Below are 25,814 nucleotides of genomic sequence, written 5' to 3' on the forward strand. Positions count from 1 at the left end.
TCGGTGAGTAGAGCACGTCGGACGAACAACACGATCACTGCCCTGGTCGTCGCTGCGATTGTCGGCGCGACCACGCTGTCTGGCGGCGCAGCCGCACGGGCCGACGACTATCCCTCGTGGGACGACGTGCAGGCCGCGAAGGCCAGCGAATCGGCGAAGCAGGCGGAGGTCGACCAGATCACCCAGCTGCTCGCGCAGCTGAAAGACGAGGCGTCTGCGGCCGAGCAGCAGGCCAATGAGAAGTGGACTCTCAACGAGAAGGCGCAGAAGGCCCTCGAAGACGGTCAGAAGACGGCCGATTCGCTGGCCGATCGCGCGGCCAGTCTGCAGGCGTCAGCGGATGCGTCGAAGAAGCAGGCCGCGCAGCTCGCGGCGCAGTTCGCCCGTCTCGGCGGTGGCGAAGACGTCTCGTCGATGCTGCTGACCAGCTCCTCGGGTGAGAGCGACGACCTGCTGGGCAAGCTGGGATCGTTGAGCAAGCTCAGCGAGACCGTCTCCGGCGTCTATGCCACCGCGAAGACGCAGAGCAACGAAGCCGCCGCGATGAGCGACCAGGCCCAGGTCGCGAAGGACGCATTGACGGCGCTGGCGAATACGGCGTCGACATCGCTCGCTGACGCCCTCGCCGCCCAGAAGGCCGCGGTCAGCGCGGTGAACGCGCAGTCGGCCCACGAATCCGAGCTGCAAGCGCAACTCGCCTCGCTCACCCAGAACGTGGCCACCACCGAGGCGGACTATCAGGCCGGCGTCGCCGCTGCGGAGGCCGCGGCAGCCGCGGCCGCGGCCGCCGCCGCGCAGGCCGGCTCCGCGCCCGGAGCGCCCATCTCTGACGACGCACGCACGCTCGCGCTGGAACTGGTCGGCGACATCCAGGCCGGTCGTCTGACGGGCGCCCAGCCCGACCACCTTCAGGAGATCGAGTGGATCGCAGCCGGTGACTCCGTGGAGAACTGCGGCATCGACACGCAGATCCTCGCCGCGATCGTCGTAGCCGTGCGTACATTCGGCTCGGCCGGAGTGAGCGACATCAATCGCAAGTGCACCGGCCAGATCGAGGGTGCCGGCATCTATTCGGCGCACTATGTGGGCGGGGGAGGCCATGCGGTCGACTTCAACGCGCTCGACGGTCAGGGCCTCTCGGGAGCAGACGACAATTCGCTGCGCCTGATCGCGGTGCTCGATCAGGTGATGCCCTCGGGGTCCGGACTCGGCCAGCGCCAGTGCCGCATCAATGCCGGGGATGAGCCCGATTTCTCGAACTTCCATGACTTCGCCGACACCTGCACCCACCTGCACGTCGACGACCTGACCTGATCCGAGCGTCAGCCGAGGTCGTCGGGGTCTTTTCCGGTGCGCTGCCCGCTGTCGAGCGCAGCGATGCGCGCGCGGTCGTCATCGTCGAGAGCGAAATCGAAGACGTCGATGTTCTCGCGGATGCGTTCGGGCGTGATCGATTTCGGAATGACGATGTTGCCGAGGTCGAGCTGCCAGCGCAGCACGATCTGAGCCGCCGACCGGCCGTGCTTCGCGGCCAGAGCGGCCAGGGTGGGGTCGTCGAGGATTCGGCCCCGAGCCAACGGTGACCATGCCTCGGTCGCGATCGAGTGCGCGGCGTCGTACTTGCGCACCTCGGCCTGCTGAAGCCACGGATGCAACTCGACCTGGTTGACCACAGGGGTCTCTCCACCCTCCTGGGCGAGCCTCTCGAGGTGGTGCGGGTGAAAGTTCGAGACGCCGATCGAGCGGACGACCCCGTCGGCTTTCAGGCTCTCGAGCGCCCGCCAGGTCTCGACGTAGCGGTTCTGCCGCGGTGCGGGCCAGTGGATGAGGTAGAGGTCGAGGTAGTCGAAGCCGAGTTTCTCGAGACTCGTGTCGAACGCGCGACGCGTCTCGTCGTATCCGTGATCGCTCTGCCACACCTTCGACGTGACGAACACCTCGTGTCGGGGAACGTCGCTCGCTCGGATCGCCTGCCCGACGCCCCTCTCGTTTTCGTAGAACGCGGCAGTGTCGATGTGGCGGTACCCGGTTTCGAGGGCGTGAGCGGCGGCATCTGTCGCCTCACTGTCTGAGACCTTGTACACACCCAGCCCGAGCTGGGGGATGGCGCGGCCGTCGGACAGAGTGACAAGGGGAGAAGTGGGCATTCGACCATTATCGACGACGGTCGTTCGCACGCCCGTCGTGCAGACTAGAGGACGACGAGAGAGGGAAGCGAGAATGGCCAAAGCGCCTACTGTCTATGACGTGGCCGAGCGCGCGGGCGTATCGATCGCCAGCGTCTCGCGCGTCTTGCGCAGCCCCGACTCGGTGAAGCAGCAGACCCGAGAGCGGGTGCTCGAGGCCGTTCGGCATCTCGGCTACGTTCCGAGTGCGAATGCCCGCGGGCTCGCGGCTCGGCGAACCAACGTGATCGGGCTGTTCTTTCCCGGCCACGACGATGTGGCGGGATCCGAGGGCCAGCTCGTCGCGGCATCCGGCGGGGTCACGACCGTGCGTGACGACCCGACGACCGAGCCGGAGACGAACAACTTCTACTTCGACGAGGTGCTGCGCGGCGCCGAGATCGAGGCCTGGCGACGAGGCTTTGCGCTGATGGTGGCAGCCGGTCGTGGGGCGTCGCGCGAGGCGATCGTGAACGACATCGCGGGACGGGTCGATGGTCTGGCCGTGCTGGCACGCACCGTGCCCGACGAACTGCTCACGCATGTGGCCCGGCGCATCCCCGTGGTCGTTCTCGCGGCGACGCGCGGAACGGACGAGTTCGATCACGTGAGCGTCAACAACGCTCCCGGCATGCGCGCTATGACCGAGCACGTTCTGAGCGCGGGGGCCAGGCGCCTGCTGTACATCGCCGGCCCCGAGGACTCGCCCGACGATGCCGAGCGACTTCAGGGATTCAGGGCGGCGGTCGACGGCGTCGCAGACGTGACGGTCGAGCTGATCCGCGGCGACTTCAGCAGGGTTCAGGGGCGTGAGATCGCGCTGGGCATCGACCCGCTTCCCGATGCGATCGTCTGCTCGAACGATCAGACGGCGCTCGGCGTTCTGGATGCGATGGGTCGCCGGTCGATCAGCGTTCCTGATGACGTGATGGTCACCGGTTTCGACGGCATCACGGCCGGGCGGCACTCGTCGCCGCGCCTCACCACCGTGCACCAGCCGATGGTGGAGCTCGGCCGCGCGGCCATCCAGGCGTTGACCGCCCGCCTCGACGACCCGTCGATGGACGCGCGGTCGCTCGTGCTCCCGGTGCAGGTCCTGTTGAGGGAGAGCTGCCCGTAGGGTTCGCGAGAGCTTCACGCGGAGGTGAATTCTCGGGCTTGCATTTGCAAACTGTAAGCGCATACAGTTAGCTGAACGTGCACGTCACGACCAAACACGTCAGTTCATCGTCGACCTGAGAAAAGCGGTTTCAATGAAGCACCCAACAAGGCGCCGGCTGGGCGCACTCGTCTCAGCAATCATGCTGACCACGGGGCTCGCGGCTTGCAGCATCCAGATCGAGAGCGCACCCGACCCCTCGATTCCGAAAGACACGATGCTCGTGGCCGCCGACAATGGCTCACCGCTGTTCGAGCGCAACTTCAACCCCTACATGACGAACAAGCGCACGGCCGCGTTCTACATGTACGAGCCCCTCGTTGTTCTCGACAATGTGACGGGTGAGGAGCACCCCTGGCTCGCGACGGGCTATGCACTTCCCGACCCCTCGACTGTGGTGTTCACCATTCGTGACGGTGTGAAATGGTCTGACGGCAAGCCGTTCACCCCGAAAGACGTGGCCTTCAGCTTCGATCTGCTCAAGAAGTACCCGACCTTCGACCTGCAGGGCATCTGGACGTACATCGACACGGTCGAGACGAGCGACACGACGGTGACCGTGCACCTCAAGGCGCCTGACGTTCCCGCCGCGCAGCTCATCGCGACGACGCTCATCGTGCCGGAGCACATCTGGAAAGACGTGCCCGACCCGTCGACGTTCCGAAACCCCGACCCGGTCGGCACCGGACCCTACACTCTGGGCAACTTCGCCGCCCAGCAGTACACGATCGACAAGAACCCCACCTACTGGCAGGCCGACAAGGTCGCCGCCGAGCACATCATCCTGCCGGCCACCAACACGCAGCTCGACGTGGCCACCAAGGGCTACGACTGGGCCTATTCGTTCATCTCCGACGTCGACGGCGCCTGGGTGGGCGCGGGTAACAAGAACACCTACTGGTTCCCGCCGGGAGGCACGGTCGCTCTGTTCCCGAATCTGACCAAGGCGCCCTTCAACGACCTGAACGTGCGGCAGGGACTGTCGCTCGCGCTCGATCGCAAGGCTGTGGGCGACTCGGCCGCCGAGGGCTATATGGATGTGGCGGGTCAGACGAACATCCTGCTCCCGTACCAGCAGAGCCTGCTCGATCCGTCGATTCCCGACTCGGGGCTCGTGACCCAGAACCAGCAGAAGGCGCTCGAGTACTTCGCCCAGGCCGGCTACACCCAGCAGGGCGGCAAGCTCGTCGATGCCTCGGGCACCCAGCTCAGCTTCACCATCACCACTGCGAACGGCTACAACGACTGGCTGAAGGGTGTGCAGGAGGTGCAGAAGCAGTGGGGTGCCATCGGCATCGACGTGAAGGTCTCGAGCCCGCAACCCGCGGCCTACCAGCTGGCTCTGCGCAACGGCGAGTACGACCTCGCCATGGGCGGAACCGGCGGAACCGGCTCGATCTTCCGCGATTTCAACTCTCTGCTCTCGAGCGACTATCTGAAGCCCGTCGGCCAGGAGGCGACGAACAACTTCGAGCGCTACAGCAACCCCGAGGCTGACGACCTGCTCGCCCAGTACAAGCTCGCCGTAGATCCGGAGAAGCAGAAGCAGCTGGGCTATCAGCTGCAGAACGTCGTCTACAACGATCTGCCCATCCTCAGCCTCTACTACGGCGGATCGTGGGGCCTGATGAGCGATGCGAAGTTCACCGGCTGGCCCAGCGCGGCCGACCCGTATGCCTCGCCCAAGACCTACGAATCCACCCCTCTGCTCGTTCTCACCCATCTGAAGAAGGTCAACGATGACTAGCGTCACGATCGCGCCCGGCAGCGCAGACATCTCTGCCGCGCCCCGAATAACAGGTTCAGGCAAGGGAAGGGCGTGGGCCTACGTCGCCCGCAAGGCCGGGCTGCTGCTGCTCACATTGTGGGCGGCCATCACGCTCAACTTCATCCTTCCCCGGCTGATGCCCGGATCGCCGGCCGACGCGGCCCTGGCGAAGCTCGCACAGAACGGGCCGGTGAGCGACGCGACCAAGGCGGCGATCGAGGCTCAACTGGGTGTGCCGACCGGCAACATCCTGGAGCAGTATGTGGCGTACCTGCATCAGGTCGTCACGCTCGACTTCGGCGTCTCGTACACGTTCTACCCGCAGAGCGTGTCCGAACTGGTCAGCACCGCGCTGCCCTACACGCTCGTGTTGGTCGGCGTTGTGACGATCATCGCCTTCGTGCTCGGCACCCTGCTCGGTGTGCTCGCCGCCTGGAAGCGCGGCACCTGGCTCGACACGCTGCCCACGCTCGCCGGATCGTTCGCCAGCGCGTTTCCGTACTTCTGGACCGCGTTGCTGCTGCTGTTCTTCGCCGGCTACGTCGGCAGACTGTTCCCCACCTCCGGCGCGTACGGGCCGACCGCTTCGCCGCAGTTCACGCTCGGGTTCCTGGGGGACGCGATCTATCACGCGGCTCTTCCGGCGCTGACGATTCTCATCACCTCGCTGGGCAGCTGGATTCTCGGCATGCGCAACACGATGATCTCGACGATCGGCGACGACTACGTGACCTTCGCCGAGGCCAACGGTCTGAAGCCTCGCACCGTCGCCCTGCGCTACGCCGCACGCAACGCGATCCTGCCCAACCTCACGTCGTTCGGCCTCGCGCTCGGTGGAGTCGTCGGCGGATCGATTCTCGTCGAGCGGGTGTTCGGATACCCCGGCATCGGCTACCTGCTCTTCAACGCGGTCACCAACCAGGACTACCCGCTGATGCAGGCCCTGTTCCTGATGATCACCGTGAGCGTGCTCATCGCCAACTTCCTCGTCGACATCTTGTACGGCGTGCTTGACCCGAGGACCCGCCGATGAGCACTCAGAGCATTCCCCCCTCGACCCGCGCTGTGCGCGCCATCGAGGAAGCATCCATCGCACCTGCCCCGAGCCCGCTCAAGGTCGTGCTGCGCGTCGCATCCACCGTGTGGTCGAACGGCAAGGCCCGCATCGGCATCATCATCCTCGGACTGATGATTCTGATCGCGGTCTTCGCGCCGTTGCTCGCCCCCTACGGCGCCAGGCAGAACGGCTTCGACCGCTCCGCTGATGCCTCGGCCGCGCACTGGCTCGGCACGACGGCCGCCGGCGAGGACGTTCTGTCTCAGCTCATCTGGGGCGCGCAGATCAGTATCTTCGTCGGACTCGTCGCCGGCCTGCTCTCGACCGTGATCGCGGTTCTCGTGGGGCTCAGTTGGGGGTACGTGCGGGGCTTCGGCGCCGATGTCATCAACTTCATCGTCAACCTGTTCCTCGTGATTCCGGGTCTTCCGTTGATGATCGTGATCGCCGCGTACCTCTCAGGTGGCGGAATCGGCATGATCATCGTGGTCGTCGTGATCACCGGATGGGCGTGGGGCGCGAGGGTATTGCGCAGCCAGACGCAGTCGCTGCGTTCTCGTGACTTCGTCACCGCCGCGGTCTTCAGCGGCGAACGTCCGTTCCGCATCGTGTTCCGCGAGATCCTGCCGAACATGACCTCGCTCATCGTCGGCAACTTCTTCGGAGCCGCCACCGCCGCGATTCTGGCGGAAGCCGGACTCGAGTATCTCGGCCTCGGAGACACCACGGTTGTCAGCTGGGGAACGATGCTCTTCTGGGCGCAGAACTCCAACGCCCTGCTCACAGGCCAGTGGGCGCTGCTCTTCGCGCCCGGTCTCTGCATCGCCCTGCTCGCCACGAGCCTCACCCTCATCAACTTCGGCGTCGACGGAATCTCCAATCCGCGCCTCCGGGAAGGAAGCAAGCGATGACCGCCCTGCTCGAGATCACAGACCTCTCGGTCGACTATGGAGAGGGCGCCGGCAGCACTCACGCTGTAAACCACGTATCGTTCACCCTCCAGCATGGCGAGTTCGTCGGACTCGTCGGCGAATCGGGCTCCGGAAAGTCCACCCTGGGTTTCGCCGTCACGGGACTGTCGAAGCCGCCGGCCCACGTCGTGGGCGGCAGCATCCTGCTCGACGGGGTCGACATCGCGAGCCTCTCGAGCGCCGATCTGCGTGAGCAGCGGCACGGTGGCATCGCCATGGTGCTGCAGTCGGGCATGAATGCGCTGAACCCCGTGCGCAGCATCCGTAATCACTTCGTCGACATCTTCCGCGCCCACGGTCATATCGACCGCGCGGACTGGAACTCTCGCGCCGAGGAGCTCGTCGCCAAGGTCGAGCTGCCCTCCAGCGTTCTCGACCGTTATCCCGGCGAGCTCTCGGGAGGTATGCGCCAGCGCGTGTCGATCGCGCTCGCGCTGTCGCTCGAACCGAAGCTCATGGTCTTCGACGAGCCGACGACCGCGCTCGACGTTCTCGTGCAGCACGCCGTGATGGACACCATCATCGAGCTGCAGAAGAAAGAGAACTTCACGGCGCTGCTGATCAGCCACGACCTGGGCATCGTGCTCGAGTCGGCGCAGCGTGTGCTCGTCATGCACGAGGGCGAGATCGTCGAGGATGCTCCGTCGCGGCAGATTCTCGAAAGCCCGCGCGACGACTACACGAAGATGCTGCTGTCGCACTATGCAGATCCGCGCGCCGACGTCGTCGAGCTGCCGGGCTTCGAGAAACGCGTGGCTTCTGTCTCGTCGCGCACCCGGCAGAAAGACCAGAAGGCCATCGTCGTCGACCACGTCTCGAAGGTGTACCCCGCGCCCCGCCGGGGCGAGCCCCAGGTCACCGCGGTCGACGATGTCTCGTTCACGCTCGAGCCGGGCCAGTCGCTCGCGCTCGTCGGCGCATCCGGAAGTGGCAAGTCGACGCTGGCGAAACTGATCACCGCGGTCGAGAAGCCCTCCGCGGGCAGCGTGCGCTTCGGCGATCTCGACGTGGGCTCGCTGCGCAGAGGTCAGTTCCGCCAGCTGCACCGCGACGTGCAGATGGTGTTCCAGGATCCGTACGCGGCACTGAACCCGCTGCACACCGTCGAGTACACGCTCACGCGGCCTGTTGTGAACTTCACCGGGCTGAAGGGCCTGGATGCGCGGCGTCGGGTTCTCGAGCTGCTCGACACGGTGGGTCTGTCGCCGGTCGAGGAGTTCGCGGCGAAGCTTCCGCACCAGCTGTCGGGTGGCCAGCGTCAGCGCGTGGTGATCGCCCGCGCCCTCGCGAGCAACCCGCAGGTGATCATCGCCGATGAGCCCGTATCGATGCTCGATGTGTCGCTGCGTGCCGGCGTGCTCGCCCTGCTCGAAGACCTGCGCGAGCAGTGGGGCGTGTCGCTCCTCTACATCACCCACGATCTTCTGTCGGCGCGCGTGGTGACCGACAACATCATGGTGTTGAACGGCGGCCGAGTGGTTGAACGTGGCAACACCGCCGAGGTGCTGCGCAACCCGAGCGACGAATACACGATCCGCCTGCTCGACGCCATTCCGAACCCCGGCCGACGGGACGTCGCGTGACGTTCGGCGGGCTCACACTGCCCGCGTCACTGACCGTCTTCTCGATCGACGGGCTGACCGCGTTCCGTGCTACGCCCGTCGGCCCTGAGCGGGGAGTCGTACTCTTCGTTCCCGGGTTCACCGGCTCGAAGGAGGATCACCGCTTTCTGGTGGATCTCGCAGCGCGTCGAGGCTGGGATCCCTACTCTTACAGCCAGCGAGGCCAGGCCGACTCGATCGCGCCGCACGGCGTCGACGAGTACTCGCTCGACAAGCTTGCGGCCGACGCGGTCGCCGTCGCGGAGAGCATCGGACGAGGCCGACCCGTTCATCTGGTGGGCCACAGTCTCGGTGGCCTCGTCGCCCGGGCGGCAGCCATCCTGCGCCCGTCGGTCTTCGCCGACCTGACCATGCTCTGCTCGGGTCCGGGCGGCCAGGGAACGGAGCACCATCGCGATGATGCGGCGTTCGTGGCCCGACACGGCACGCTCGCATGGTGGGAGCACAACAACCCACTCGGTGCGAGAAACGAAGACGAGGTCTTCGTGCGCGATCGTGCGGCGGCCTCCAGCGACGACAACTTTCTCGCCATGGCGGCGATCCTGCGCGATACCCCCGATTCGAGCGACGCCCTCCGCCACACCGGTCTGCCGGTGCTCGTGGCGCACGGCGATTCCGATGATGCCTGGCCCATCGCATCCCAACTCGCCATGGCTCGCCGGGTCGGCGCGCGCTACGAGATCATCCCGAATGCCGGGCACCTGCCGAACATCGACAACCCGGAATACACGACCGAGCTGCTCGACGGCTTCTGGTCGCAGCGACCGGGCGCTCAAGACCCCAGCACCAACGACAAAGGAGAATCCTGATGCTCACCTTCCCCGACGGCTTTCTGTGGGGTGCGGCCACCGCCGCCCACCAGATCGAGGGAAACAACGTCAACAGCAACTGGTGGGTTCACGAGAACGAGCCGGGCACCACGATCGTGGAGCCCTCCGGAGACGCGGCGGACAGCTACCACCGCTACCGTGAGGACATCCGTCTGCTCGCAGATCTCGGGCTGAACTCCTACCGATTCAGCATCGAGTGGTCGCGCATCGAGCCCGAGCGCGGGCTCTACTCGCGCGCATCCGTCGATCACTACCGACGCATGGTCGACACCTGCCACGAGTTCGGAATCGAGCCCATCGTGACGCTGATGCACTTCACCGTTCCCCGATGGTTCGAGAACGACGGATTCTGGCGTGCGTCCGACGCGGCCGATCTGTTCGCCCGCTACACCGAACTCGCCCTGCCCGTCGTGGCCGAGGGCGTGAACTACGTGTGCACCATCAACGAGCCGAACATCGCCGCGATGCTGGCCGGGGGAGAAGACGCGTCGAACCTCGTGGCCTACGGTCTTCCGAAGCCCGACCTCGGCGTGGCCGACGCGCTGCTCGAGTCTCACCGGCGCTCGCGAGAGGTGCTGTCGCAGGTCTCCGGACTCAAGACGGGCTGGACCATCGCGACTCAGGCCTTCGAGGCTGCCGATGAGCCTGGCTCAGAGGAGAAGAAGCGCGAGATCGCCTACCCGGCCGAGGACTGGTACCTCGAGAATGCTGCCGGCGACGACTTCATCGGCGTGCAGGCCTACACCCGCAACATCGTCGGACCGGAGGGCATCCGCCCGCCCGCCGCCGATGTCGAGAAGACGCTCACTCAGTGGGAGTACTTTCCACCAGCCGCCGGAATCGGCGTTCGTGCCGCGTGGGAGCTGAGCGATCACACGCCGGTCATGGTCACCGAGAACGGCATCGCGACTCAAGACGACAGCCGCCGCATCGACTACACCCGCGGTGCCCTCGAGGGCCTGCACGCGTGCATCGAAGACGGCATCACCCTGCTGGGATATCAGCACTGGTCGGCGCTCGACAACTACGAGTGGGCCTCGGGCTTCGCACCCACCTTCGGGCTCATCGGCTGGGACAAGCAGACCTTCGAGCGCACCCCCAAGCCCAGCGCGAGCTGGTACGGCGAGGTCGCCAAGGCAAACGGGCTCTAGGGCTGTGAGTCAGGGCCAGAGCAGCGTCGTCGACCAGCTCTGGCCCTGACTGCTGTAACGCAGTCTCTGGTGCCTGCGCTCGGCATCCGACTGCCAGAATTCGACCGACTCGGGGCGCACGCACCAGAGGGTCCACGTGGGCGACACGAGTTCTGGATGCGCGTCGAGTTCGCGCGCGGCGTTGTCGATGGCGGCCTCGCTCTCGTCGTAGCTGCCGAGCGGCTGACTCTGCGGGCTGCCGAGAGCCACGGCGCGCGCGCCGATGCCCCTGCGAGAGAAGTCACGAGCGTTCTGCTCGTCTGAGCCGCGGCTGACGGTTCCGCGCACTCGCACGGAGCGGCCGACCGTCGGCCAGTAGAAGGTGAGCGCCGCCACGGGATGAGCCGTCAGCTCGACGCCCTTCGCGCTCGCGGAGCTGCTCGCGAACCACCAGCCGTCGTCGGTGAGGTCTTTCAGGATCAGCACCCGCGCATCCGGAACGCCGTCGGCGTCGACCGTGGAGAGCGTCATGGCATGCGGCTCGACCTGGCCGACCTCGACCGCGTGGGTGAACCACTCGACGAAGAGCTCGAGGGGGTTCTCAGGTGCAGTCGACGGATCGAACAGCGGGGGAGTGCCCGTGAGGCTCTTGAGCGGACGGAGGCTGTCTCTCAGAGGTCGCACGATCAGAGTCCGCTCACGGTCTGGATGGGTTCGGTGTCGGGAATGGGGCTGGCGTCTTTGCCCCGCAGGTCGGGGTGCCAGCGCTTGCCGATGAGGGGAACGAGGAACCCGAGGAGGCCGAGTGCCGCGGCCACGTAGAAGGCGCCGGATGCGCCCTGGCTGTCGATGAGGAACCCGGCGAACGCGCTTCCGACGGCGGCGCCGATGAGCTGGCCGGTGCCCACCCAGCCATAGGCCTCGGCCGTGTCGCTGAAGCGGACGCTCGACGAGACGATCGAGAACATCACGGCGAGGGCAGGCGCGATGCCGATTCCCGCGACGAACAGGGTGACCGAGAGCCACCAGATGTTCAGCGACGCGGCGGCGAGAGCTGTTCCCACGAAGACGATCAGCATGCGACGCGCCAGTGCCCACGGCCCGATGGGCACGTGGCCCAGCGACAGGCCACCGACGAGCGAGCCGACGGCGAAGATCGCCAGCACGATTCCGGCTTCGAGGCCGTCATGACCGAAGGTGGCGACGACGCCGGCCTCGATCGCCGCACAGGCGGCCACAAGCAGGAAACCGACGATCGTGGCGAGGAGCACAGGCGGCTTGGCGAGCACTGCGCCGAGCTTGCGCCTGGAGCGCGGGATGCGCACCCGACCGAGCTCCGGGCTGGCGATGAACCACGTTCCGCCGCCGACGAGGAAGACGACCGCGAGCAGGATGCCCCATACCGTGCCGACCTGCGTCGAGACGAAGGTCGTGATGACGGGGCCGACGACCCAGATGATCTCTTGCGCGGATGCGTCGAGCGAGAAGAGCGGAGTCAGCTGCTTCGAATTGACCATCTTGGGGTAGATCGTGCGCACGGCCGGCTGGATGGGTGGCATCGTGAGGCCGGCGACGAGAGCGACTCCCATGGCGGCCGGGATCTCGAGCGGCAGCAGTGCGATAGCCGAGATCGCGATGGCGCAGATGACCATCGTGATCGTGATGACCTGACGCATGCCCCACACGCCCATCAGGCGCGAGGTGAGAGGGCCGGCGATGGCCTGGCCGATGCTGAGCGCCGCCAGAACGAGGCCTGCCGCGCCATAGGAGTCGTGCACGCGTTCGATGTGCAGGAGGAAGGCGAGCGAGAGCATGCCAAAGGGGAACCGGGCGGTGAGTTGCGCGGCGATAATGCGCGCGACCCCGCGGGTCTTCAGGAGATTCGAGTAGCTGCTCACAACTTCTCTACTCTACCGTCCAGCCGGTACAAGTGCCTTCTGAATACGTTGCATAGAGACAGGCTCCGCCGTTCCGAGCGATTGTGCAAACAGGCTCACGCGGAATTCCTCGAGGAGCCAGCGCGCGTGCACGATATTCGCCGGCGAATGAGGCGCGAGGGGAATCCGGCCGCCCGCATCCGTGTAGCGTTTCGTCGCGGTCTGCACCTCGGTCATCCAGGCCCGATCGCGCGCCGCATTCTCGGCGAGTTTGTCGAGCCTCTGCGTGAGCGCTTTGAGGTAGCGCGGTAGCTGGCGAAGCTGCGTCGTACCCGTCGCAGAGACGAATCCGGGGTAGATGAGCCCCTTCAGCTGTTCGCGGGCATCGCCGAGGGCCGCGAGAAGCGCCATGCTGGTGACACCCTTCAGCGCCTTCTCCGCATCACGCGCGGCCGAGAGGATCGTGGTGACGACTCCGACGGTCGCGTAGAGCTCGTCCATGACCGTCGCCGAGAGGCGGTCTCGGGCCGTGGAGAAACCGGCCTCGTTCCAGAGCATGCCATCCGGTGCCACGTCGAACAGAACGCGCTGCGCGACCGCCCGCAGACAGTCGTCGAAGAGCGCCTGCACGTTCTGATATGGACTGGTCGCCAGCATCAGCTTCTCGTTCTGGGAGAGGTGCTCACGAACGTACGACAGAGGCGACGGCACGGCGAGGAGCAGCAGACGCACGATGCCGCCGGGGGTCTGCAGCGCCTGCTCGTCGGGCGAGGTCATCAACCTCAGCGCCACGGAGGAGCCTTCGTCGACGAGCGCCGGGTAGGCCCGGATCACCCCTCCGTGCTGCTTGGTGTCGACGAGCTTGGGCAGTTCGCCGAAACTCCACGACGTGAGTCCCGTGCGTTCGAGATCACTCGATACGCGCGTCGTGGCCTTCGCCACGGATTCGCGTGCGGCGCCGCGGTGCTTCTGCTGCAGGGCGGGCAGATCCTTCGAGACAGACAGCGTCTTGCCCCGCTCGTCGACGACCCTGAACGACATGCGGAGGTGAGACGGCAGACGGTCGCGCTCGAAGTCGGATGCGCTGACCGAGACGTGCGCGAGACGTGACATCGTCGTTGCCAGGGCGGTCAGGTAGCCCTCGTCCCCACCCTGCTCGGGCGTCTCGGCGACCAGGCGTACCGCCCAGTCGGTGGAGGGCACGAAGTTGCGGCGGATGTTCTTGGGCAGCGACTTGATGAGCGCCGTCACGAGTTCGACGCGCAGCCCCGGCACCTGGTACTCGAAGGATTCGGGCTTCAGCCTCGGCAACAGCGCGAGGGGCACAGTCGCCGTGACGCCGTCGTCTTCAGTGCCCGGTTCGAAGCGATAGCTCAGGCCCAGGCGCTGATCCTCCTGCTGCCAGGTCGTCGGGTATTCGTTCTCATCGATCTCCGGGGCGCCCTCGGGCACCAGGGCGTCGATGGTCATGGTGAGAAGGTCGGGGGTGTCGTGCTTCGCCGTCTTCCACCAGCCCTCGAAGGTGCGCTGCGAGAACACGTCGCGGGGGATGCGTTCGTTGTAGAAGTCGAAGACCGCCTCGTCGTCGGTCAACAGGTCGCGGCGGCGGCTGCGCTCCTCGATCTGCTCGAGCTCTTTGCGGAAGGCGCGGTTGGCCCGGTCGAACGCCTGCTGCGATTCCCAGTCGCCCTCGACGAGCGCGTGGCGGATGAACAGCTCGCGCGCGTACGACGGGTCGACTCTCGAGAACTGGATGCGCCGCTTCTCGACGATCGGAACGCCGAATAGCGTCACCCGCTCGTAGGCGACGACGGAGCCCTGTTTCTTCTCCCAGCGGGGCTCGGAGTAGCTGCGTTTGACCAGATCGCCTGACAGTTTCTCGGCCCACGACGGGTCGATCGCCGCGTTCATGCGAGCGAACAGGCGGCTGGTCTCGACGAGCTCTGCGCTCATGACCGCGGCGGGCTGCTTCTTGCCCAACACTGAACCGGGGAAGATGCTGAAGCGGGTCTGGCGTGCACCCACATAGTCCTTCTTGACCGCGTCCTTCAGGCCGATGTGCGACAGAAGTCCTGACAGGATCGAGCGGTGGATGCCGTCTGGATTCACCGCGGGCTCGCCGATCGTGAGACCGAGCGGTCTCGACAGCTGCTTCAGCTGGCGATACACGTCCTGCCACTCGCGGATGCGCAGGTAGTTGAGGAACTCGTTCTTGCACATGCGGCGGAACGCGCTCGACGATAGCTCCGACTGCTTCTCTTCGAGGTAGTTGTAGAGGTTGAGGAGCGTGAGGAAGTCGCTCGTGGGGTCGGTGAAGCGGCCGTGCAGTTCGTCGGCCCTCTGGCGCTTCTCGAGAGGGCGCTCGCGGGGGTCTTGAATGGTGAGCCCTGCGACGATGAGCATCACCTCGCGGCTCGTGCCCGTCTCTTTCGACTCGATCACCATGCGGGCGAAGCGCGGCTCGATGGGCAGCCGCGCGAGGTCGCGACCGATCCTCGTGAGCCGCGGTTGGGCATCCGGCGCCTTTTTGTCTGTGTCTGGCGCCGTGCGCAGCGCGCCCAGCTCGGTCAGCAGGTCGAGGCCGTCTTTGATGCCGCGCGACTCCGGCGGCTGCAGGAAGGGGAACGAGGCGATGTCGCCGAGGCCCAACGAGATCATCTGCAGGATGACCGCGGCCAGGTTCGTGCGCAGAATCTCGGGTTCGGTGAACTCGGGGCGTTTCTCGAAGTCTTGTTGCGAATACAACCGGATGGCGATTCCATCGCTGGTTCGGCCCGAACGGCCCGAACGCTGGTTGGCCGAGGCCTGCGAGATCGCCTCGATCGGCAGGCGCTGCACCTTGGAGCGCACGCTGTAGCGGCTGATGCGCGCGGTGCCCGCGTCGATCACGTACTTGATGCCGGGAACGGTGAGGCTGGTCTCTGCCACGTTGGTCGCCAGCACGATGCGTCGGCGCACACCGGGCGTGCTGCTGCGCTGGAAAACCCGGTGCTGGTCGGCGCTGGACAGTCGTCCGTAGAGGGGCAGGATCTCCGTGACTCCGCCCGCCGAACTGCGATTGGCGAACTTTCCCTTGAGCGACTCCTCCGCGTCGCGGATCTCGTTCTCGCCCGAGAGAAAGACCAGGATGTCGCCGTCGCTCTCGCGACCCAGCTCGTCGACCGCCTCGCCGATGGCCTCGAAGACGTCGCGGTCGGGTGTCGCGTTCCCTGAGCCTGTCGACGGGGAATCCTCGTCGTCGTCGCGCTCATCGGCGCCGTCTTCGGCGACGAGCGGCCGATAACGGATCTCGACCGGGAACGTTCGCCCGGAGACCTCGACGATCGGTGCGTCGTCGAAGTGGCGAGAGAAACTCTGCGGGTCGATGGTGGCAGAGGTGATGATCAGCTTGAGGTCGGGCCTCTTCGGCAGCAACTGCTTGAGGTAGCCCAGGAGGAAGTCGATGTTGAGGCTGCGTTCGTGAGCCTCGTCGATGATGATCGTGTCGTACTTCGAGAGCATGCGGTCGTGATGCATCTCGTTGAGCAGGATTCCGTCGGTCATCAGCTTGATGCGGGTGTCTTTCGACGCCCGGTCGGTGAAGCGCACCTGGTAGCCCACGAGGCCGCCGACCTCCTGGCCGAGTTCTTCGGCGATGCGCTCGGCGATGGTGCGCGCTGCGAGGCGTCGGGGCTGCGTGTGACCGATCGACTCGCGGCCGAGTTCGAGACAGATCTTCGGAAGCTGCGTGGTCTTTCCTGAGCCCGTCGCGCCTGCGACGATGACCACCTGGTTCTCTGCGATCGCGCGCGCGATGTCGTCGCGACGCTGGCTGACGGGGAGTTCAGGCGGAAAGATGATGTTCAGGAGGGGATCCATGGGCATTCCATTCTAGATTCCTTCGCGCAGAGCTCCCGCGTGGCGTCCGCGTCGCGCGCTGAGGCGACCGTCATGGATCTCGAGGATGCGGTCGGCGTGAGTCGCCATTCGCGGATCGTGAGTGGACACGATCGCGGCGACATCGCGTTCGTGCACGAGGGTCGAGATCAACGACATCATCGTCTCGGCGTTGAGGCTGTCGAGTTGCCCGGTGGGCTCATCGGCAATGATCAGCCTGGGGTTGTTGGCGAGGGCTCGTGCAATTCCGAGTCGCTGCTGCTGGCCGCCGGAGAGTTCGTTCGGCCTTTGCTTCGCGTGCTCGCCCAGCCCCACTACCGAGAGCAGCTCGTCGACCCGCGCGGCGCGTTCATCTGCGGCAACCCCGACGAGTCGCATCGGCAGCTCGACATTCTCTGCTGCGGTGAGTGCCGAGAGCAGCGCAAAAGTCTGAAAGATGTAGCCAATCTCCCGTCGCCTCATGTCTACGAGATCGCGATCGCTCGCACCGGTCACCCGCCGTTCGCCCAGCCACACCGTGCCCGAGGTGGGGATATCGAGACCTCCAAGAAGGTTGAGCAGAGTGGTCTTACCAGAGCCCGACGGTCCACGCAGCACCACGAGTTCGCCGGCGCGAACGTCGAGAGTGGCGTCGACGAGGGCCCGCACTTCGGTCGTACCACTGCCATAGGTGCGAGTCAGGCTCTCGGAGCGCAGCACCACGTCGTCGCTCATCTCTGGTCGTCCTTCGCCTCGGTCGCTGCTGTCCGCTCGGTCGGATGCACCTGCGCATGGTCGTCTGCCAGTTCCACGCGAACGAGCCCGTCGAGGCCCAGGCTGCGCACATACTCCTGCGGAAGTTGTAGGCGCCCTACCCGGTCGAGCACGACGAATTCCTGCGACCGGTGCTGCTGTTCGCCGAACTCGTCGGTCTCGGTGCTGCGATGCACTTCGGTCGAGAGTCGTCCGTCTCTGATCTGAACGGTCCTCCGCACCTTCGCCGACACATCCTCGTCGTGGGTCACGATGAGAATGGTGACCCCCAGCTCGCGGTTCACCGCCGCCAGGGCATCGAGAACGAGTTGCGAGTTGATGTCGTCGAGTTCGCCCGTCGGCTCGTCGGCGAAGAGAACCTCTGGTTCGTTCGCGAGCGCTACCGCGATCGACACGCGCTGTTGTTGGCCACCCGAGAGCTGCGCAGGTCGGCGGCCCGCGAACTCGCCCATACCGAGCAGCTCGACGAGCTGTTCGGTGCGGTTCGCCCGCTGGGCGCGGGGCATTCCCGCGATGGCGAGCGGCATCGCGATGTTCTGGCGCGCCGTGTAGTACGGCAGGAGGTTGCGGGAAGTCTGCTGCCAGACGAAGCCGACAGTGTGTCTTCGGTACTGCGTTCGCTGCGCCGACGTCATGGTGAGGAGATCGTGACCGGCGACGATCGCCCTGCCCGCCGTAGGAACCTCGAGACCCGTGAGAATGGCGAGCAGCGTCGATTTGCCCGAGCCTGAGGCGCCGACGATCGCGATCAACTCGCCTTGGTCGACCTCGAGTGTCAGGCCCTGCAGTGCCTGTACCTCCACCTCGTCTGTCGAGAAGATCTTGACCAGGTCTGCGCATTCGATCTGAAGGGTCATGACTCTCCCATCTTGAGGGTGGATGCGGGGGCGAACCGTCTTCCGATCGCTGCCGCGATAAATACAGCTGCCACGATCGTCACCGCGTAGATACCGAACGCGGCAGCGATCCAGAGCGGATTGATTGCCGGAGTAGGCAACGTCGTGCCACCGAAGAATCCACGAAGATCGAGCACCGCGGTGACGATGTAGGGCAGGACTATTCCGAGCGCCGCCCCCACCAGAAGAGCCGAGATCGCTACCGGCCCGAACTCCCAGGCCACGAGAGCCCGAACCTGGCGCGGCGTCATACCGACAATTCGCATTACCGCCACCACTCGATTTCGGGATGCCGCCGATGCCATGGCTGCAAGGGCGATGATGAGCATGGTGAAGATCAACGTAGCCCCCGCGGTGAGAACAAGAGATACCTCTATCGCCGAGGTCGTGGGAGCGGCCTTTCTCTGGCGGAGTTCGGAGTGCACGTCGTAAATGCCTGCGGACTCGATGAACTGTTCGGGCTGCGCCTTCAGCACAGCGCTTCGAATCGCCTCGATGTCGGCAGGGCCATAGTCCTCGTCGAGACTGATGAGAACGCTGCGCGGCTCCTGCTCGCTCATGCCCAGTTCGGCTGCCGTGTCGTCATCGATGATCAGCCAGATGTCAGGCATGCCGGGGATCGCGGAGTCGGCGATGACGTCCGTGGGCTGAATCGAGATGTCGCCCAGCCGGATCTCCGTGCCCTGCAGCAGGTCGGCTAACGACTGGGACACCAGCACGGGCCGCGGCGACTGGTTCGCCGACCCGAGCTCGGGCAGGTCCCCGCGCACCGCTGCGAGCGCGGTCGGGTCGACGAGCAGCACATCAAGACGGGTGGTTCCGGCTTCGTCTGTCAGAGTCGCGTTCTCCTGCACTGTCAGCGCGGCTGCAGCGTCGACCTCGGGCAGATGCCGGATGTCTTCGAGCAGCGCGTCGGGCAGATCGTGGGCGTCGACCCGGGCGTCGGCGCCGACGCTCTCGGTCGCCGCGCGCTGCTGGCTGGCGTCGACAGTGCTGATCATGATCGTTGAAAACATGACCATCGACACTCCGACGATGAGCGCGAGTGCCGCGATTGCACCGATTGCGGGATCACGGATGGCTCGCGCCGACCCCACCTCGGCCACCGGCGCCGGCCGCCTGCGAACAACTGCACGCACAGCACGCAAGGGAATGGGAAACACCCTCAACCCCAGAAGACCGATAGACGCTGCCAGAAGCAGCGGGGTCGCGGCGAGCAGCGGATCGACGCCGAAGACGTCACCCGAGGGCACGAGTCCGCGACGCTGGAGAAGTACCAACGCGACGATTGCTGCGCCAGCGAGTGCCGCCTCGAGAACCCATCGGATGCGCGACGTCGAACGCACCGAGATGTCGTTGCGCGAGTCGCGAAGGCCGCCGGGCGAGACCAGGATCGCCGCGAGGACGATCGGGCTGAGAGCGAGAGCCACCGGCGCGAGCAACCCATCGAGTCCGACTCTCTCCGGTAACACCATCGCGGCGACTGATAGCGCCGCGATCGACCCGGGGATCGAGATCGCCGCCGCCTCGATGGCCATCACGCCGCGGAGCTGTCCCATCGAGGCGCCTCGCGCCGACGCGAGACTCAGCGAGAAGCGTCGACGGCGAACGAGAGTCTGAATGCTCAGAGCGTACGTCGCCAGCAGAACACCGAGAAGACCGGATAGCGATAGCGCGACTAGCGCAACCGCGGCTGACACCTTCACCTCCGTGCTCTTGATCACGTCGGTGAACGAGGTCTTGAGAGTGAGGGCGCCGAACTCGGGGAGAGGCACCGGCGTCGCGGTCACCTTGCGAATCTGCGTTGCCAGCAGTTCCCGATCCGCGAAGGAATACGCGCTCGGGTCGACCGTGATCCAGGCGACAAGAACACCTGCTGCGAACGGTTCGCGCAGCGACGCGATCGAGTCGGGCGCGACGTACACGGTCGCCTGGATTATCGGTGCCCGGCCGGTCTCACGGATGATCAATGGGTGTTCGAGGTCGTAAGCGTGATCCCAATAAGCATTCTCGGGATCATCGGGTTCGTAGATTCCCGCGATTCTCAGGGCCGCAGATGAATACGGCACGACCTCGCCGACAGCGAGCTTCATCTCTGTCGCGGACTTCTGCGAGATGGCTATCTCGATGGGATTCTCGACTGCGGGAGTACCGTCTTCGAGTGTCCAGGGCCGGGGCGCTTCGCCCGAGACGTAATGCAGTCGCTCGTTGAATGCCAGGTCTATGGCGAGCCGTAGCGAGAGATCCACGCTCTTGTCGGCTTTGCTCGAGCTCTGCCCCGTCGAACTCTTGGCAAGCCAGACAGCAGCACCGGCTCCGTCGGCGAGCGGGTGGGGGAGCGTCGACGGCACCTTCTCGATTGCGCTGTCGGTGCCGCCGAGCATGCTCTGGGCCGTCGACCCCGTCCCCGAGGCGGGCAAGCCGATGCGTCCTTCCCCGCTCAGATCCAGACGAGGAGGGCTTTCCGTGCCGAGCTCGAAGCTCAGCTCGGCGGTGGCGACCGCGGCAAAAGCTCGCGGCACGATGGCAGCGACGAAAACCGTCGCCGTGACAAGAACGGCCACGAGAAGGGATGCCCGAAACCCCGCTCGCAGGTGGTCGAAGACGAGGCGCACGGGAGAAGTGATGTCGTTCACTCGTGCCCCTCACCTGGCAGAAGCCGCGAGGCGAGGGCTCGGACCCGTCTGCTCAGATCGATGAGGATAGCTGCGGTTCCCACGATGAGCGCACCCAGCAGCAGACTGAGCCCTGGCCAGTCCACTGCGAGAGATGCTGCGGACGAGAGATACCCACGATCTACAGCGGCGCGAGCGAGTTGCGGCACCGTCAGCACGCCCACGAGCGCTCCGGCGGCAGCACCGGCGAGAAGCGCCAGCACGAGCACGAACAGCATCTCTCGCACAACGACTGCCGACTGTTCTGCGGGCCGCATTCCCAGCGCTCGAAGCGCTGCGATATCGCTGCGGCCCCATCGAATTCGCGAACTCGACGCAGAACCCACAGCGATGAACGCGAACAGCAGGCAGGTCGCTGCGGCTCCCCACAAGGCGATCGATGCCGCGCCCAAGACCTTGCGGGCCTCGGGATTGTCGCGCAGGTCGACCTGAGCGTTTGCGGGCACAACTCCGCGCACAGACTCGCGTACCTGCTGCTGCTCGGCGGTCGTGATCCACAGATCGGTGGATTCAGCAGCAACGCTGCTCGTTCGTTGGTGGAAATGGTTGATCGCGGAGAGATCCATCAGCAATGCCATGTCGCTGTCGGCGCCAGGAACCGCCGGCACGATCGCCGTGACCACGGCGTTGGCATTGCCGACGACGTCGCGCAGGCTGAGCGCGATGAGATCTCCGATCCGTAGGTCGAGTGCGTGTGCGAGCGGCGCGGAAACCACAACCCTCGGTCGCAGGTAGTCGCTGGCTGAGCCGTCGCTGGCCGATGTCATCCGCAGGAACGGAAGTCCGGCATCCAGCACAAAACCATCGCCGCTTACGTTGCTCTCCGGGGGCAGACCGAACTCGCTCAGGGTGTCGAGGCTCCAGAACTGGCCGAGTGCTACCGTCTCGGCAGTGCCTCCGACCTGAGCGTCGAGACTCACGAGCCGAAAACTCGGCCGAGTCGCATCGAACGATTGATCTGCGAACGAGATATCGATCGAGACGAGCGACCCCGGTGCAGTGTGTTCTCGGTCGACGAGGGCTACGGTGTATGCCAGAACGCCGTCTGCCTCGACTGTCGGGCTAGCGAACGCCACCGTGCGTACACTGCCGAACCGATCCGCGATCCAGGCGCTCAAGGCTGGTGGTTCGTCGAATCCGAGCGCCTCGACGCGAAGGGACAGGGCAGCCGCTCCTTCAGGAATGATGGGGCCAGGGTCATCCATCTGGATGTCGTCTGCCGCGTCGCTTGGGGAGAAGCTTCCGCCCGCCTCGTTTGCGACCTGTCGCAGCGCGTCAGGGGTCGCAGCAACCACTGATCCCGTCACAGTGCCGAGCGACAGGGTCTGCACGTCGATTGGAACAACGTCGACGATGTCCTTCGTCGTGGCGACAGCGTCGCGTTGCTCTGCTGACAGAGGAGCCAGCGGCGACGAGATGCGCACGTCTGCGCCCACATGAAGCGCCGCATTCTGGGCGTAGAGATTCGCCCACGTCGCCGAGAAGGTGGCTGCCACCGTGCCGGAGCCCGCTGCCAGAGCGACGATGACGAGAGGAGCCGCCACGCGCGCTGTCTGGCGAGCGAGCGTGCGTGCGGCTAGATGGGTGCCCACTCCGACATCGCGGATGCGCCTGGAGAACAGCCTGACTATGGCGGGAAAAGCGGCGAGCGCCGCGAGCACGACTGCGATGAGAGCGGCGGCCGGGGCGACGACCACGATGGGATCGATGCTCGATGACCCGTCCGCGTTGGGCGTGAGAGGGGATCCGTATCGCCGTAGTTGCCAGACCGACAGCCCTGCCGCGATGGCGACGAGAAGGACCACGCCGGGTACTGCGACGCGGCGGGCTCGACTATCGCCGCGGCCCCCCTGCGTCGACTGTGTGATGCTGGTGGTCGACCGGTAGGAGGACACCGCGGCGATCACGATCGCGCCGATCACCACGATTGCCGGAGCAGCGAAGGCGCTGGGGCGAACAACGACGTGTTGACCCGCGACAGTCGCTACGGAGAGTCCGATGACGACAATAAAAACCCCGATCACGGCGCCGAGCACTGCGGTGCCGGCAACCTCACACGCCACTCGCGAGGCGATCGTAGCTGTGGATCGACCGCGGGCCCAGAACACGAGCGTCTCCCGCTCGCGGGTGGCGACCAGGAGCTGCACGAGTTGCCAGAGCGCCACCAGAGCGCTGCCTGCAATCAGCACCGCGGCGACGGGCTCTATGGCGCGTAACCCCTCGACTCGTCGATCAAAGTCATCGAGGGTGCGCGCTAGCTGACTCTGAACCTGCAGCGAATCGAAACCGGAAACCTCACCGCGCCAGGCTCGTGACACCGTGGCCCACGCCGCGCTCACGGAACTGCCGTTACTCGAGGTGAAGTCGTCGATCGATGTGGGGACCACCGTCCACACTGCTTTTGGCTGAAAATCGAGCTGAGACCATGCACTCTCGGTGATGACGAACGGACCCAAGCGATCTGATCCGCCCGTTTCGACGGCTTCATCGCCGTACCAGCGAGGGTCGAGGGGGTCTGTCGGGCGCCACATGCCAGAGACCGTGAAAACGACCTGATTGAGAGAGACCTCGTCGCCGACCCCTAGGCCTAGGTCGGCTGCGGCATCCGCCTGCACTGCAACCTGGTCGGCACCAGAGGGCACCGTTCCGGTATCGAAGACGGCGCGTGAGTCGAGGTCAGGAACGGTAAGGGCCTCAGCCGGACCAGACCGGTCTCCTGTCGAGAAAATGGCGCCGGCCTCCAGCGTGCGCGTGGTGTCGAACGTCACCTCGACGGCGCCGAACGTCTTTGCGATCGCCCGCCTGACTTCCGCATCCTGTTCCTCGGCGTTCTCGACGATGTCGAGAGAGGCCCGAAGCGCGAGATCCTCACCGGACTGAGCGGAGAGCTCGGCTCGAAGTCCGGCTGTGGCCTGTTGATCGATAAATGCGGATGTGGCCACGGAAAACGCGCAGACGACGGCTGCCACGATGGCGATGGACACCAGTGCGAGAGCGCTCTCACGAAGTCTCGACACCGACCAACAACTCCAACTGTGTTGCGCCCGCCTCGTTACAGGAGCGTGTTGCGAGTCTAGGCGTCTGCCAGATGCGCCGGTAGTCGCTGAGGTTCGAACACGCAGTGTGCGACTCCAGTCTCGGGTCTCGGCTTTCGGTCGGTATCGTGGAGCGGATGAATGACGTCGCCCTCGCCCTCCCCGCCGGTTCCGTGCTGCTGCGACGAGCCACGATCGACGATCTCCCGACGATCATCGATCTGCTCGCCGACGACCCGATCAGTGCGGCGCGAGGCGACTCCGCCGATGCCGGTGACCGGGAGGCGTACGAGTCTGCGTTTGCGGCCATCGACAGCGACCCTGCTCAACGCTTGCTCGTGGCCGTCGACGCGCATGGCTCTGACAGCACGGGCGTTGTCGTCGCGACCATGCAGCTCACGGTGATCCCCGGCCTCGCCCGGCGCGGATCGTCACGTCTGCAGATCGAGGCCGTGCGGGTCTCGTCGAGTCAGCGCAACCGAGGCATCGGCGCGGCCATGATGCGCTGGGCGCTCGCGGACGCTCGCGCCGCAGGTGTGCCGCTGGTGCAGCTCACGTCAGACGCCGCCCGTGTGGATGCGCACCGCTTCTACGAGCGGCTCGGTTTCGAGGCGTCTCACGTCGGGTTCAAATACCGGGTTCTCAGCGCAGAGCATTGATGGCGAGATCAACGCCGAGGTAGATGAGGATCGCCGAGGGTTCAGAGCGCCGACGGGCTGAGGTGGTGGAAAACGGTCCGAATATGAGTCGAATCGATGGTGTGCAGCGCGAAGCCCGGCATAGCTGTCGTGTCGGCGATCGGATCCGTCTTGCTCCCGAGTCTCATCGTCGACACGATCCCGGGCGCTCCGAGCAGCGGCACGCCGGAGAAGGTCGTCGCCAGCGCGGAGTGGACGTGCCCGGTGAAGATGCCGATGACCTGATCGTGCTCTGCAACAAGCTCTTCTAACGCTTCCGGATTGGTGAGCCGGTAGAGGCTGTCGGCGAGATCGTGCCCGACGGGGACCGGCGGGTGATGCATAGCCAGTACGACGTGCCCCGGGGCGCTAGCGATTCGATCCCTGGCGTCGGCGATTGATTCCGGAGCGAGGAAGCCATCGTCACGTGCATCGACGTGGGTGTCCATGCCGACGATTCGCACGCCGTCGAGATCCAAGGTGCCACTGAGTGTCTGGCCGCGGCCCGCATCTGAGAGTGCGGCCAGCAGGGGAGCCGAGAGATCGTGGTTGCCTGGTACGACGAGGGTCGGAAGACCATCGGGCAGTGCACCGAAGAACTCTGCGTACTCGGTCGCGGCGCCGTGATCCGCCAGGTCGCCGGTCACGAGGAGTCCATCGACGAAAGGCAGATCTCGAACCAGATCGAGGACGGCCCTGAGTCTTCGTGATCGGCCCGGAGACAGGTCGAGGTGCGGGTCGCTGAGGTGGGCGATAACAGGCAATGCGCCTCCGTTCGTCGGGTTCGCCGGCACCGTTCAGCCTACGAGACGCGGGTCGGTCGGTTCAGCGTTGGAGGTCCTCGACGAGCCGACGCAGGCGGTCGAGATCTTCTCCGACGGTGACGGCATCGCGCTCGAATTCGTCATCGGTGAGGTCGAGTTGGCGCACGGTGAAAACGATCTCGGCCCCATCAGGGTGTGACATGACGCGGACGGGGTTGGTCACCGAGACACCCGAAGGCAGGGTGACGTCGTGGTCGAGGATGCCGAACTCGTTCGGCTCGACGAAGCGCACCGAGACCCGCCCCATCGGCGATTCGACCCACAGCGTGTCGCCCTCTCGGGTCACATCGGACTGAGCCAGGCCGGATGCCCAGCTCGGCAAGTTGTCGGGGTTCGCTGCGAACTCGTAGACGGATTGAGGGCTCGCCGAAATGACGCGGCTGACGTGACGGCTTTGCATGACGGTCAGTCTGCCAGCAGCGTTAGACGGGCGGCGAGATCAGCTGCGGTGGTCTCGATATGCGGTGCTCGCTCCTCGCGCCGCTACATGATCGGCGCA

General features: G+C 65.6%; 19 protein-coding genes. 9 read left to right on the forward strand and 10 right to left on the reverse strand.

The annotated features are described in order from the left end of the window. Positions 1-3: 3 nt before the first annotated feature. Complete coding sequence (locus B9Y86_RS12200) at positions 4-1,314, forward strand: coiled-coil domain-containing protein (RefSeq protein WP_085486427.1); 1,311 nt, start codon at positions 4-6, stop codon at positions 1,312-1,314. A gap of 8 nt (positions 1,315-1,322) precedes the next feature. Here B9Y86_RS12200 and B9Y86_RS12205 read toward each other — a convergent pair whose 3' ends face one another. After that, positions 1,323-2,147 carry an aldo/keto reductase gene (locus tag B9Y86_RS12205; protein WP_085486429.1) on the reverse strand — a complete coding sequence of 275 codons (825 nt, stop codon included), beginning with the start codon at positions 2,145-2,147 and terminating at the stop codon, positions 1,323-1,325. A gap of 73 nt (positions 2,148-2,220) precedes the next feature. On the opposite strand from B9Y86_RS12205, the gene B9Y86_RS12210 reads away from it, so the two are divergent. The 7 genes from B9Y86_RS12210 to B9Y86_RS12240 all read left to right on the forward strand — a co-directional run bounded on the left by B9Y86_RS12210 (position 2,221) and on the right by B9Y86_RS12240 (position 10,723). Beyond that, a complete protein-coding gene (locus B9Y86_RS12210; protein WP_085486431.1) occupies positions 2,221-3,285 on the forward strand; it encodes a LacI family DNA-binding transcriptional regulator in 1,065 nt (354 codons plus the stop codon). A gap of 133 nt (positions 3,286-3,418) precedes the next feature. Next, the gene (locus B9Y86_RS12215; protein ID WP_085486433.1) at positions 3,419-5,071 is read left to right on the forward strand and encodes an ABC transporter substrate-binding protein; all 1,653 of its coding nucleotides are present in this window, start codon (positions 3,419-3,421) and stop codon (positions 5,069-5,071) included. Then, entirely contained in the window at positions 5,064-6,125 is a 1,062-nt protein-coding gene (locus tag B9Y86_RS12220; protein WP_085486435.1) for an ABC transporter permease, read from the forward strand. Before B9Y86_RS12215 ends, B9Y86_RS12220 begins: the two co-directional genes overlap by 8 nt. Further along, the gene (locus tag B9Y86_RS12225; RefSeq protein WP_085486437.1) at positions 6,122-7,060 is read left to right on the forward strand and encodes an ABC transporter permease; all 939 of its coding nucleotides are present in this window, start codon (positions 6,122-6,124) and stop codon (positions 7,058-7,060) included. The genes B9Y86_RS12220 and B9Y86_RS12225 overlap by 4 nt, the downstream gene beginning before the upstream one ends. Beyond that, positions 7,057-8,703: an ABC transporter ATP-binding protein gene (locus tag B9Y86_RS12230; protein ID WP_085486439.1), complete on the forward strand. Its 1,647-nt coding sequence runs from the start codon at positions 7,057-7,059 to the stop codon at positions 8,701-8,703. The genes B9Y86_RS12225 and B9Y86_RS12230 overlap by 4 nt, the downstream gene beginning before the upstream one ends. Then, entirely contained in the window at positions 8,700-9,551 is an 852-nt protein-coding gene (locus B9Y86_RS12235; protein WP_176223350.1) for an alpha/beta fold hydrolase, read from the forward strand. The genes B9Y86_RS12230 and B9Y86_RS12235 overlap by 4 nt, the downstream gene beginning before the upstream one ends. Continuing rightward, positions 9,551-10,723, forward strand: a complete 1,173-nt coding sequence (locus B9Y86_RS12240) for a glycoside hydrolase family 1 protein (RefSeq protein WP_085486444.1) — start codon at positions 9,551-9,553, stop codon at positions 10,721-10,723. Before B9Y86_RS12235 ends, B9Y86_RS12240 begins: the two co-directional genes overlap by 1 nt. A 9-nt stretch (positions 10,724-10,732) precedes the next feature. Here the strand turns inward: B9Y86_RS12240 and B9Y86_RS12245 are convergent, their stop codons facing one another. From B9Y86_RS12245 to B9Y86_RS12275, 7 genes are read right to left on the reverse strand one after another with little or no spacing between them, the layout of a single operon-like run. Then, on the reverse strand, positions 10,733-11,386 hold the full coding sequence (locus tag B9Y86_RS12245; protein WP_217809204.1) for a pyridoxine/pyridoxamine 5'-phosphate oxidase: 654 nt from the start codon (positions 11,384-11,386) through the stop codon (positions 10,733-10,735). A gap of 2 nt (positions 11,387-11,388) precedes the next feature. Continuing rightward, complete coding sequence (locus B9Y86_RS12250; protein WP_085486446.1) at positions 11,389-12,600, reverse strand: MFS transporter; 1,212 nt, start codon at positions 12,598-12,600, stop codon at positions 11,389-11,391. A gap of 12 nt (positions 12,601-12,612) precedes the next feature. Next, positions 12,613-16,437: an ATP-dependent RNA helicase HrpA gene (hrpA, locus tag B9Y86_RS12255; protein ID WP_085486448.1), complete on the reverse strand. Its 3,825-nt coding sequence runs from the start codon at positions 16,435-16,437 to the stop codon at positions 12,613-12,615. Positions 16,438-16,449: 12 nt separating this feature from the next. After that, on the reverse strand, positions 16,450-17,169 hold the full coding sequence (locus B9Y86_RS12260) for an ABC transporter ATP-binding protein (protein WP_139824882.1): 720 nt from the start codon (positions 17,167-17,169) through the stop codon (positions 16,450-16,452). Continuing rightward, positions 17,166-18,065: an ABC transporter ATP-binding protein gene (locus tag B9Y86_RS12265; RefSeq protein WP_085486450.1), complete on the reverse strand. Its 900-nt coding sequence runs from the start codon at positions 18,063-18,065 to the stop codon at positions 17,166-17,168. Before B9Y86_RS12265 ends, B9Y86_RS12260 begins: the two co-directional genes overlap by 4 nt. After that, entirely contained in the window at positions 18,062-20,740 is a 2,679-nt protein-coding gene (locus B9Y86_RS12270; protein WP_085486452.1) for an FtsX-like permease family protein, read from the reverse strand. Before B9Y86_RS12270 ends, B9Y86_RS12265 begins: the two co-directional genes overlap by 4 nt. Continuing rightward, entirely contained in the window at positions 20,737-23,796 is a 3,060-nt protein-coding gene (locus tag B9Y86_RS12275) for an FtsX-like permease family protein (protein ID WP_085486454.1), read from the reverse strand. Before B9Y86_RS12275 ends, B9Y86_RS12270 begins: the two co-directional genes overlap by 4 nt. Before the next feature lie 155 nt (positions 23,797-23,951). Here B9Y86_RS12275 and B9Y86_RS12280 point away from each other — a divergent pair, with 155 nt between their 5' ends. Then, entirely contained in the window at positions 23,952-24,473 is a 522-nt protein-coding gene (locus B9Y86_RS12280; protein WP_085486456.1) for a GNAT family N-acetyltransferase, read from the forward strand. Between the two features lie 41 nt (positions 24,474-24,514). Here the strand turns inward: B9Y86_RS12280 and B9Y86_RS12285 are convergent, their stop codons facing one another. Together B9Y86_RS12285 and B9Y86_RS12290 are read right to left on the reverse strand one after the other, a co-directional pair. Then, positions 24,515-25,285, reverse strand: coding sequence for a metallophosphoesterase family protein (locus B9Y86_RS12285; protein WP_085486458.1), 771 nt, complete (start codon positions 25,283-25,285; stop codon positions 24,515-24,517). A gap of 31 nt (positions 25,286-25,316) precedes the next feature. Further along, positions 25,317-25,715 (reverse strand): SRPBCC family protein, encoded by a 399-nt coding sequence (locus B9Y86_RS12290; protein ID WP_085486460.1) that lies wholly within the window; start codon positions 25,713-25,715, stop codon positions 25,317-25,319. Between the last annotated feature and the right edge of the window lie 99 nt (positions 25,716-25,814).

Source organism: Agreia pratensis, assembly GCF_900177685.1.
GTDB lineage: Bacteria > Actinomycetota > Actinomycetes > Actinomycetales > Microbacteriaceae > Agreia > Agreia pratensis.

Coding starts and splice junctions, on each gene's coding strand:
- B9Y86_RS12290 (WP_085486460.1), bottom strand. CDS start 25,715: ATGCAAAGCCGTCACGTCAGCCGCGTCATTTCGGCGAGCCCTCAATCC.
- B9Y86_RS12260 (WP_139824882.1), bottom strand. CDS start 17,169: ATGAGCGACGACGTGGTGCTGCGCTCCGAGAGCCTGACTCGCACCTAT.
- B9Y86_RS12225 (WP_085486437.1), top strand. CDS start 6,122: ATGAGCACTCAGAGCATTCCCCCCTCGACCCGCGCTGTGCGCGCCATC.
- B9Y86_RS12265 (WP_085486450.1), bottom strand. CDS start 18,065: ATGACCCTTCAGATCGAATGCGCAGACCTGGTCAAGATCTTCTCGACA.
- B9Y86_RS12210 (WP_085486431.1), top strand. CDS start 2,221: ATGGCCAAAGCGCCTACTGTCTATGACGTGGCCGAGCGCGCGGGCGTA.
- B9Y86_RS12230 (WP_085486439.1), top strand. CDS start 7,057: ATGACCGCCCTGCTCGAGATCACAGACCTCTCGGTCGACTATGGAGAG.
- B9Y86_RS12220 (WP_085486435.1), top strand. CDS start 5,064: ATGACTAGCGTCACGATCGCGCCCGGCAGCGCAGACATCTCTGCCGCG.
- B9Y86_RS12205 (WP_085486429.1), bottom strand. CDS start 2,147: ATGCCCACTTCTCCCCTTGTCACTCTGTCCGACGGCCGCGCCATCCCC.
- B9Y86_RS12280 (WP_085486456.1), top strand. CDS start 23,952: ATGAATGACGTCGCCCTCGCCCTCCCCGCCGGTTCCGTGCTGCTGCGA.
- B9Y86_RS12240 (WP_085486444.1), top strand. CDS start 9,551: ATGCTCACCTTCCCCGACGGCTTTCTGTGGGGTGCGGCCACCGCCGCC.
- hrpA (WP_085486448.1), bottom strand. CDS start 16,437: ATGGATCCCCTCCTGAACATCATCTTTCCGCCTGAACTCCCCGTCAGC.
- B9Y86_RS12215 (WP_085486433.1), top strand. CDS start 3,419: ATGAAGCACCCAACAAGGCGCCGGCTGGGCGCACTCGTCTCAGCAATC.